8 protein-coding genes are annotated in these 8,963 nt (G+C 70.5%); all 8 read left to right on the top strand.

Annotated elements, in window-relative coordinates; translation table 11 throughout:
• Positions 1-1,274 (top strand): sugar ABC transporter ATP-binding protein (locus tag C3488_RS38195; RefSeq protein WP_103845432.1); only part of this gene is annotated, 1,274 nt, incomplete at its 5' end.
• Positions 1,271-2,341, top strand: coding sequence for an ABC transporter permease (locus tag C3488_RS38200; RefSeq protein ID WP_103845433.1), 1,071 nt, complete (start codon positions 1,271-1,273; stop codon positions 2,339-2,341). The genes C3488_RS38195 and C3488_RS38200, both read left to right, overlap by 4 nt.
• A complete protein-coding gene (locus tag C3488_RS38205) occupies positions 2,334-3,308 on the top strand; it encodes an ABC transporter permease (RefSeq protein ID WP_103845434.1) in 975 nt (324 codons plus the stop codon). The genes C3488_RS38200 and C3488_RS38205 overlap by 8 nt, the downstream gene beginning before the upstream one ends.
• 174 nt (positions 3,309-3,482) lie before the next feature.
• Positions 3,483-4,565 carry a rhamnose ABC transporter substrate-binding protein gene (rhaS, locus tag C3488_RS38210; RefSeq protein WP_103845435.1) on the top strand — a complete coding sequence of 361 codons (1,083 nt, stop codon included), beginning with the start codon at positions 3,483-3,485 and terminating at the stop codon, positions 4,563-4,565.
• A gap of 31 nt (positions 4,566-4,596) precedes the next feature.
• Complete coding sequence (locus C3488_RS38215; RefSeq protein WP_103845436.1) at positions 4,597-4,917, top strand: L-rhamnose mutarotase; 321 nt, start codon at positions 4,597-4,599, stop codon at positions 4,915-4,917.
• Positions 4,918-4,934: 17 nt separating this feature from the next.
• Entirely contained in the window at positions 4,935-6,347 is a 1,413-nt protein-coding gene (locus C3488_RS38220; protein WP_103845437.1) for a BNR repeat-containing protein, read from the top strand.
• A gap of 78 nt (positions 6,348-6,425) precedes the next feature.
• Positions 6,426-7,460 carry a LacI family DNA-binding transcriptional regulator gene (locus C3488_RS38225; protein ID WP_103845438.1) on the top strand — a complete coding sequence of 345 codons (1,035 nt, stop codon included), beginning with the start codon at positions 6,426-6,428 and terminating at the stop codon, positions 7,458-7,460.
• Between the two features lie 134 nt (positions 7,461-7,594).
• Positions 7,595-8,896, top strand: a complete 1,302-nt coding sequence (locus tag C3488_RS38230) for an alpha/beta fold hydrolase (protein WP_103845439.1) — start codon at positions 7,595-7,597, stop codon at positions 8,894-8,896.
• The last annotated feature ends 67 nt before the right edge of the window (positions 8,897-8,963 follow it).

Consider the following 8,963-nt stretch of genomic DNA (forward strand, 5'->3'; position numbering starts at 1 on the left):
CCGACGCCCGGGACGCCGGCATCGCCGTGATCTACCAGGAACCGACCCTCTTCCCCGACCTGTCGATCGCCGAGAACATCTTCATGGGCCGCCAGCCCCGCAAGGCCCTCGGCAGGATCGACCACAAGGCCACGAACGCGGCCACCGCGGGCCTGATGCGGCGCCTGGGCGTCGACCTCGACTCCGAGCGCCCGGCGCGCGGCCTGTCCATCGCGGACCAGCAGATCGTGGAGATCGCCAAGGCGCTCTCCTTCGACGCCCGCGTCCTGATCATGGACGAGCCGACCGCGGCCCTCACCGGCAGCGAGGTGGCCCGGCTCTTCGGCGTGGTCCGCACCCTGCGCGAGCAGGGCGCGGCGGTGCTGTTCATCTCCCACCGGCTGGAGGAGATCTTCGAGATCTGCCAGCGGGTGACCACCCTGCGCGACGGCGCCTGGATCGCCAGCGAACCGCTGGAGGGGATGACCGAGGACGACCTCGTCCGCCGCATGGTCGGCCGCGACCTCGACGAGCTGTACCCCAAGCAGGACGTGGAACCCGGGGAGGTCGCGCTGAGCGTGCGGCGGCTGACCCGGGAGGGCGTCTTCACCGACGTGTCGTTCGACGTGCGGCGCGGTGAGATCGTCGGGCTCGCCGGGCTCGTCGGCGCCGGCCGCACCGAGGTCGCGCGCGCCGTCTTCGGCATCGACCGCTGGGACGCGGGCGAGGTCGAGGTCGACGGCAGGACCCTCACCAACGGCGCGCCCTCCACCGCGATGGCCGCCGGGCTCGCCCTGGTCCCCGAGGACCGGCGCGCCCAGGGCCTGGTGATGGACATGTCCATCGAACGCAACATCGGTCTGACCGGTCTGCGCACGACCGTGAAGGCCGGGCTCGTCGACCGCGGCGCCGAACGCAGCCGGTCCCTCGACTGGGCCGTCAGGCTCCAGGTGAAGTACGCCCGGATCGCGGACGCCGTCTCCACGCTGTCCGGCGGCAACCAGCAGAAGGTGGTCCTCGCCAAGTGGCTCGCCACCGGCCCGAAGGTGCTGATCGTCGACGAGCCGACCCGCGGCATCGACGTCGGCACGAAGGCCGAGGTGCACCGGCTGCTCAGTGAGCTGGCCGCGGACGGCGTGGCCGTCCTGATGATCTCCTCCGACCTGCCCGAGATCCTCGGCATGGCCGACCGCGTGCTCGTGATGCACGAGGGCCGGCTCACCGCCGAGATCCCGCGCTCCGAAGCCACCGAGGAAACCGTGATGGCCGCAGCCACGGGGAGGGCCGCCGCATGACGGTGACCGCTCCCGACCAGGCCCCCGTGACCGACATGCCCAAGTCCAGCGGCACCAGGCTCGTCGACCGCGTGTTCAAGATGCGTGAACTCGCCATCCTGGTCGTCTTCCTGGTGATGATCGTCGTCACCCAGCTCGGCAACAGCGACTTCCTCTCCGAGCAGGGCATCAAGGACCTGCTGCTGAACGCGACCATCCTGGTGCTGGTCGCTACCGGCCAGTCCCTGGTCGTCATCACCCGCAACGTCGACCTGTCGGTCGGTTCCACCCTGGGCATCAGCGCCTTCGCGGCCGGCACGTATCTGCACGGCGGCGGCAACCCCGTCGTGGGGGTGGTGCTGGCGATCCTGCTCGGCGTCGGCTTCGGTGTCCTCAACGGGCTGCTCGTCAGCCTCGGCCAGGTGCCCGCCCTCGTCGTCACCCTCGGCACGCTCTACATCATCCGCGGCATCGACTCCATCTGGGTCGGCTCGCGGCAGATCACGGCGGCCGACCTGCCCGGCGGGTTCGTCGACTTCGGGTCCGGCGGCATCTCCGCCGTCCCCTGGCTGGCCCTCATCGCCCTGGTCGTCCTGGTCGCGACCGGGTACTACCTCAAGCACTTCGGCAGCGGACGCGAGCTGTACGCGCTCGGCTCCAACCCGGAGGCCGCCCGCCTCGCCGGCATCCCGGTGCGCAAGCGGATCCTGGCCGCCTACACCTTCTGCGGAGGACTGGCCGGGCTCGCGGGCGCGCTGTACCTGGCCCGGTTCGGCAACGTCGACTCCGGCACCGGCAACGGCTACGAACTCACCGTCGTCAGCGCCGTCGTGGTCGGCGGCGTGGTCTTCACCGGCGGCTCCGGCAGCGTCTACGGCGCGGCCCTCGGCGCCCTGCTGCTGACCTCCGTCAACAGCGTGCTGCCCGCCCTCGGCGTCAGCTCCGTCTGGGTGCTCGCCATCAACGGCGTCCTGCTCCTGCTCGCCATCGCGGTCGACCGGATCGTCGCGCTGCGGGTGGCCTCCGCCCTGAAGAAGACGACCGCGAAGAAGACCGCCCTGAAGAAGGGGAACGCCCGCCATGCCTGACTCCTTGACGCGCGCTATCCGCTGGGACACGGTCGTCGGCGCCCTCCTCGTCGTCCTCCTGCTGCTGTCGTTCGGCTTCGTCGACGGCTTCGGCAACGCCCTCAACCTGTCGTTCCTGATCGGCAACACCCTGCCGATCGCGCTCATCGCGCTGCCCATGACCCTGCTCGTGGTCGCGGGGGAGATCGACCTTTCCGTCGCCTCCACGGCCGGGCTGTCGGGCGCGGTGATGGGCAAGCTGTGGAACGACGGCATGGCGATCGAGACGATCATCCCGGTCTGCCTCCTCCTCGGCGTGGTGTGCGGCCTGGTCAACGGCCTGCTGGTGACCCGCCTCGGGCTGCCCTCGCTGGCCGTCACCATCGGCACCCTCGCCGCCTACCGGGGCATCGCCCAGATCGTGCTCGGCTCCGACGCGGTGACCGACTTCCCCACCCAGTACCTGAACTTCGCGGCCGGACGCATCGGCGACAGCTTCCTCCCGCAGGCGTTCCTGCCCTTCGTGGTGCTGCTCGCGATCGCCGTGGTCGTCCTGCACGCCACCCCGTTCGGCCGCTCGCTGTTCGCCGTCGGTGCCAGTGAGGAGGCGGCACGGTTCGCCGGCATCCGGGTCAAGCGCGCCAAGCTGATCCTGTTCACCGCGACCGGATTCATGGCCTCCCTCACCGGCGTCTTCTGGGCGCTGCACTACGCCAGCGCCCGCTACGACAACGCCACCGGGCTCGAACTCTCCGTCGTCGCGGCCGTCCTGCTCGGCGGCATCGACTTCGACGGCGGCAAGGGCACGCTCGGCGGCGCCATCGCGGGAGTGTTCCTGCTGGGCGCCCTGCAGAACGTGATGAGCCTCGTCAACGTCTCCGCACAGTCGCAGATCGTCGTCACCGGCGTCCTGCTCGTCGTCTCCGTGCTCGGCCCCCGGGTCGCGCGCCAGGTCTCGGTAGCGAGGGCGGGCCGCAGAGCCGCGTAAGCGCTCCGCTGGATCGGCCGTTCGAAAAAGCTGCCGGCCGTCCGCGGCTGGTCGCTCCCCCGAGTTCTCGGCTTCGCTCGAACAGGGGGACCCCGATCGCGGCGGAGCCGCATATCGATACCGCCCCGCGCTCCTTCGGGGCGCTCCCACTCACCCGCTCAAAAAGGACCCGTCATGCGCAAGTCATCCCTCCGCCGCACCTGCGCGGCCCTCGCCGCCGTCACCTCCCTCGCGCTCGCCGCGACCGCCTGCGGCGGCACCACCAAGAAGGACGTCGCGAGCGAGAGCGCCGCCCCCGCCGACCCGGGTGCCGAGGCGAACCCGAACGCCGCCACCAAGAAGGGCCTGACCGTCGGCTTCCTGCCCAAGCAGGTCAACAACCCGTACTTCACCTCCGCCGACAACGGCGGCAAGAAGGCCCTGGAGGAACTGGGCTCGAAGTACAAGGAGGTCGGCCCGTCCAGCGCGACCGACACCAGCGGCCAGGTCTCGTACGTCAACACGCTCACCCAGCAGCAGGTCAACGCCATGGCCGTGTCCGCGCAGGACCCGGGCGCCCTGTGCACCGCGCTCAAGCAGGCCATGAGCAACGGCATCAAGGTCGTCACCTACGACTCCGACACCAAGCCCGACTGCCGCAACGCCTTCGTCTCGCAGGCCTCCGCCGAGGACCTGGGCCGTACCGAGGTGCAGCTGCTCGCCCAGCAGATCGGCTACAAGGGCGAGATCGCGATCCTGTCCGCCGCGCAGACCGCGACGAACCAGAACACCTGGATCGGCTACATGAAGGAGGAGCTGAAGGACCCCAAGTACAAGGACGTCAAGCTCGTCAAGGTCGCCTACGGCAACGACGACGCCCAGCAGTCCTTCCAGCAGACCCAGGGCCTGCTCCAGCAGTACCCGGACCTGAAGGGGATCATCTCCCCGACCACCGTCGGCATCAAGGCCGCCGCCCAGTACCTGTCCGGCTCCAAGTACAAGGGCAAGGTCAAGCTGACCGGCCTCGGCACCCCGAACGACATGCGCCAGTACGTCAAGAACGGCACCGTCGACGCGTTCGAGCTGTGGGACCCGGCCAAGCTCGGCGACCTGGCCGCCCGCACCGCCGTCGCCCTGGCGTCCGGCCAGATCACCGGCAAGGAGGGCGAGACCTTCAAGGCCGGCGACACCACGTACACCATCGGCAAGGACGGCGTGATCAACCTCGGCAAGCCGACCGTGTTCGACAGCAAGAACATCGACCAGTTCAACTTCTGATCGCCGACTCACCCTGGAGGAGCGGTACTTCATGCAGCGCGTCTGTTTCCTGCTCAAGGTCCGTGAGGACCGGATCGCCGAGTACCGCGAACGCCACGCCGCCGTGTGGCCGGAGATGCTCCAGGCGCTCTCGGCCACCGGCTGGCACAACTACTCCCTGTTCCTGCGGGACGACGGCCTGCTCGTCGGCTATCTGGAGACCGAGGACTTCGAGGCCGCCCTGGCAGGCATGGAGGCGACCGAGGTCAACGCCCGCTGGCAGGCCGAGATGGCGCCGTTCTTCGAGTCGCTGGACGGTGCCCGGCCCGACGAGGCCATGAAGCCCCTCACCGAAGTGTTCCACCTCGCCTGAACCCGGGATACGCACCCATGAGACGACGTACCGTGCTGGCGACCGCCCTGCTGAGCGCCGTGGTGGCGCCGGGGAGGGCGCAGGCGGCGACCCCCGGGCCCTCGGTCACCAGGACCGGCACCACCACGCTCGACAGCCAGGCGATCTACTTCGTGTCGTACGACGGCCTGGTCAACAACAACTCCTTCCAGAAGAACGGCCTGCTCACCTACCAGGGCTACCAGTACGCCGCCTGGTACACCTCCACCCGCAACGCCGTGGTCGCCCGCCGCAAGCTCGGGGCGAGCACCTGGTCCACGGTCACCCTCTCCCACCAGCTCAAGACCGACGACTCGCACAACGTCATCTCCCTGGGCGTCTCCAAGGTCGACGGCCGCCTCCACCTCAACATGGACTCGCACAGCGACGGCTACTTCTACGTGAAGTCCGTCGCCGGGCTGATGGACAACCCCGGCACCACCGCCTGGACCTCGTCCGTCTTCGGCGCGATCCAGACGTCCCTCGACGGACTGGCGCTCACCTCGCAGTTCACCTACCCGCAGTTCATCTCCACCCCCGAGGGCAAGCTGCAACTGAGCTACCGGGTCGGGATCTCCGGCAACGGCCGCAACGCCCTCGCGGAGTACGACGGCTCGTCCTGGAAGGCGCTGGGGGAGTGGACCAGCTCCACCGGCACCTACACCAGTTCCCACGGCTCCAGCACGACCCGCAACATGTACCTGCACGGCATCGACTACGACGCGGGCGGCCGCCTGCACTCCTTCTTCACCTGGCGCGAGCAGAACGCCGCCGTCATGTGCTCCAGCGGGGGCATCACCAACCACGACACCGGCTACGTCTACTCCACCGACCGCGGCCGCACCTGGCGCAACGACGCCGGCGCCCTCGTCGCCACCACCGGAACCTCCGACACGGTCGCCGTCACGGACGCGGGGCTCGTCGTGGACCCCCTCAACCCCGACCACTCCCTGATGAACCAGGAGAGCCAGTCCACCGACTCGGCCGGCCTGCCGCACGCGATCATCTCCTACGTCCCCGGCCGCTTCGGCCAGTGCACCACGGACTACGTCGCCGACCGCACCGCGAACGGCCGCGCCTTCCACGTCCGCAAGAGCTCCTCCGGCACGTGGCAGAAGACCGAGATCCCGGTCCCCCTGAACTCCAGCCAGCGCACCAAGCTGGTTCTCGACAGGTACGACAACGCCTACGCGGTCTTCCCCTACGGGCGCATCGCCGGCGCGTCGAAGTCCTCCGGCTACTCGGACTGGACACTGCTGTACGACGGCAGCGGCCTGAACGCCTTCGGTGAGGTCGTGATCGACGAGATGCGCGTGAAGGCGGACAACACCCTGTCCTTCATGTACCAGGAGAAGTCCAGCGGTACGACACCCTCGGCACTCCACGTCGTCGACTTCGCCCTGCCCTCGTGACCTGATCCGCCGCGCGGGGCGGTGACGATAGTGTGAAGCCCGCCCCGCCGCCCCTGTATCCCTGGAGGTCCCCGCCTGATGGCTCAGTCGGTGGGTATCAAGGACGTCGCCCGCGCCGCCGGAGTGTCTGTGGGCACGGTCTCGAACGTCATCAACCGTCCCGAGACCGTCGCCTCCGAGACGCGTGCCCGCGTGCAGTCCGTGATAGACCGCCTCGGCTACGTCCGCAGCGAGTCGGCGCGGCAGCTGCGGGCTGGGCGCAGCCGGATCATGGGCCTGCTCGTCCTCGACATGGGCAACCCGTTCTTCGTGGACGTGGCCCGCGGCGCCGAGCGGGCCGCCCGGGACGCCGGGCTCGGCGTGATGGTCTGCAACAGCGCGCAGAGCGCCGCCGAGGAGGCCGAGTACCTGTCGCTCTTCGCCGAGCAACGGGTGCGGGGCGTGCTGCTCACCCCCGCCGACGCGACCGGACGGAACATCGAGACGTTCCGTCGCCACGGCATCCCGTTCGTGCTTGTGGACCGGGTGGCCGAGGGCACCACCGAGTGCTCGGTGTCGGTCGACGACGTGGCGGGCGGCGCCCTGGCCGTGCGGCACCTCGTGGACGCCGGGCACCGCTTCATCGCCTACGTCAGCGGGCCGCCCGGCCTGAACCAGGTCAGGGACCGCCGCACCGGTGCCCTGAACGCGCTGGCCGAGGCCGGGCTCGGCCCCGAGGCGCTGCGCGAACTGCCGACCGAGCGCCTCGACGTCGCCGCCGGCCGCGACGCCGGTGCGCGGCTCCTCGGGCTCGCCGACCGCCCGACCGCCGTCTTCTGCGCCAACGACCTGCTCGCCCTCGGTGTCCTGCAAGCCATGTTCGCGGCCGGCGTCAGCGTCCCCGACGACCTCGCGATCGTCGGGTACGACGACATCGAGTTCGCCGCGGCCGCCGCCGTGCCGCTCACCTCCGTACGGCAGCCCGCCGTGACCATGGGTGCCCTCGCCGCCGAACTCCTCCTGGAGGAGACCGAGGCCGAGGCGGCCGAGTCGACCACTCGCCCGCACGAACACCGGCGGGTCGTGCTCCAACCGGAGTTGGTGGTGCGCAACTCCAGCCTGTCCGCGCGCTGACCGGCGCCCGGTGCCCCGGGAAACCGGCTGAACGACCGGTTGGTACGGATTTCTTGATCCCGGGCGCCCGCGCCCGCTGAGCATGTGCTGGACTGGGACGCGGCCTGCAATCCGTCCGTTCCGGGGAGCCCCCGTTGACCCACAGCTACCGCCAGCCCGGCACCGTCCTCACCGACCGCCGCTTCACCGTGCCCCTGGACCACGACGACCCCGACGGCGAGAGCATCGAGCTGTACGCGCGGGAGGTGGTGGCGAGCGACAAGGCGGGCGACGACCTGCCCTGGCTGCTCTACCTCCAGGGCGGGCCCGGCTTCGGGGCGAACCGGTTCATCGGCAAGCAGGCCTGGCTCGGCCGCGCCCTTCAGGAGTTCCGCGTCCTGCTGCTCGACCAGCGCGGCACCGGCGCCTCCACACCCGCCAACCGGCAGACCCTCCCGCTGCGCGGCGGCCCCCGCGAACAGGCCGACTACCTCACCCACTTCCGCGCCGACTCCATCGTCCGCGACTGCGAGGCCATCCGCCCCCAGGTCACCGGCGGCGCCCCCTGGACGGTCCTCGGGCAGAGCTTCGGCGGCTTCTGCACCGTCGCCTACCTGTCGACGGCCCCCGAAGGCCTGCGCGCCGCACTGATCACCGGCGGCCTGCCCGCCCTCGACGCGCACGCCGACGACGTCTACCGGGCCGCCTACCCGCGCATCGAACGCAAGGTCGCCGCCCACTACGACCGCTACCCGCAGGACGTCGAGCGCGTACGTCGCATCGCCGAGCACCTGCTGCGGCACGAGCCGGTCCTGAACGGCGGCTACCGGCTCACCGTGGAGGCGTTCCAGTCACTCGGCATCCTGCTCGGCGGCAGCGAGGGCAGCCATCGCCTGCACTTCCTCCTCGAGGACGCGTTCGTCCGCACCCCGCAGGGCCTCGAGCTCTCCGACGCCTTCCAGGAGGAGGTGCACCACCTGCTGTCGTTCGCGGGGCACCCCCTGTACGCGCTGGTCCACGAGGCCATCTACGGCCAGGACGAGCGCCCCACCGCGTGGTCGGCGGAGCGGATGCGGGCCGAGTTCCCGCAGTTCGACGCGGCGAAGACGCTCACGGGCGACGGGCCGGTGCTGTTCACGGGCGAGTCCGTGCACCCGTGGATGTTCGACACCGACCCGGCGCTGCGCCCCCTGAGCGAGACCGCCCACCTGCTCGCCGAGCGCACCGACTGGACACCGCTGTACGACCGCGCCCGCCTCGCCGCCAACGAGGTCCCGGTGGCCGCGGCGATCTACCACGACGACATGTACGTCGACACCGCCCACGCGCTGGACACCGCCCGGGCGATCCGCGGCCTGCGCACCTGGGTGACGGACGAGTTCGAGCACGACGGTGTCCGTGCGGGCGGCCCGCGCGTCCTGGACCGCCTGCTGGCGCTGGCGCGGGACGAGGTCTGAGGCCCCCGGGGCGCGTCCGCGTCCGCACCGGTCACGGATGCCCGCCGCAGCCGCACCCCCGCGTGGC

The sequence above is a fragment of the Streptomyces sp. Ru72 genome (genome assembly GCF_002920635.1).
Taxonomy (GTDB): domain Bacteria; phylum Actinomycetota; class Actinomycetes; order Streptomycetales; family Streptomycetaceae; genus Streptomyces.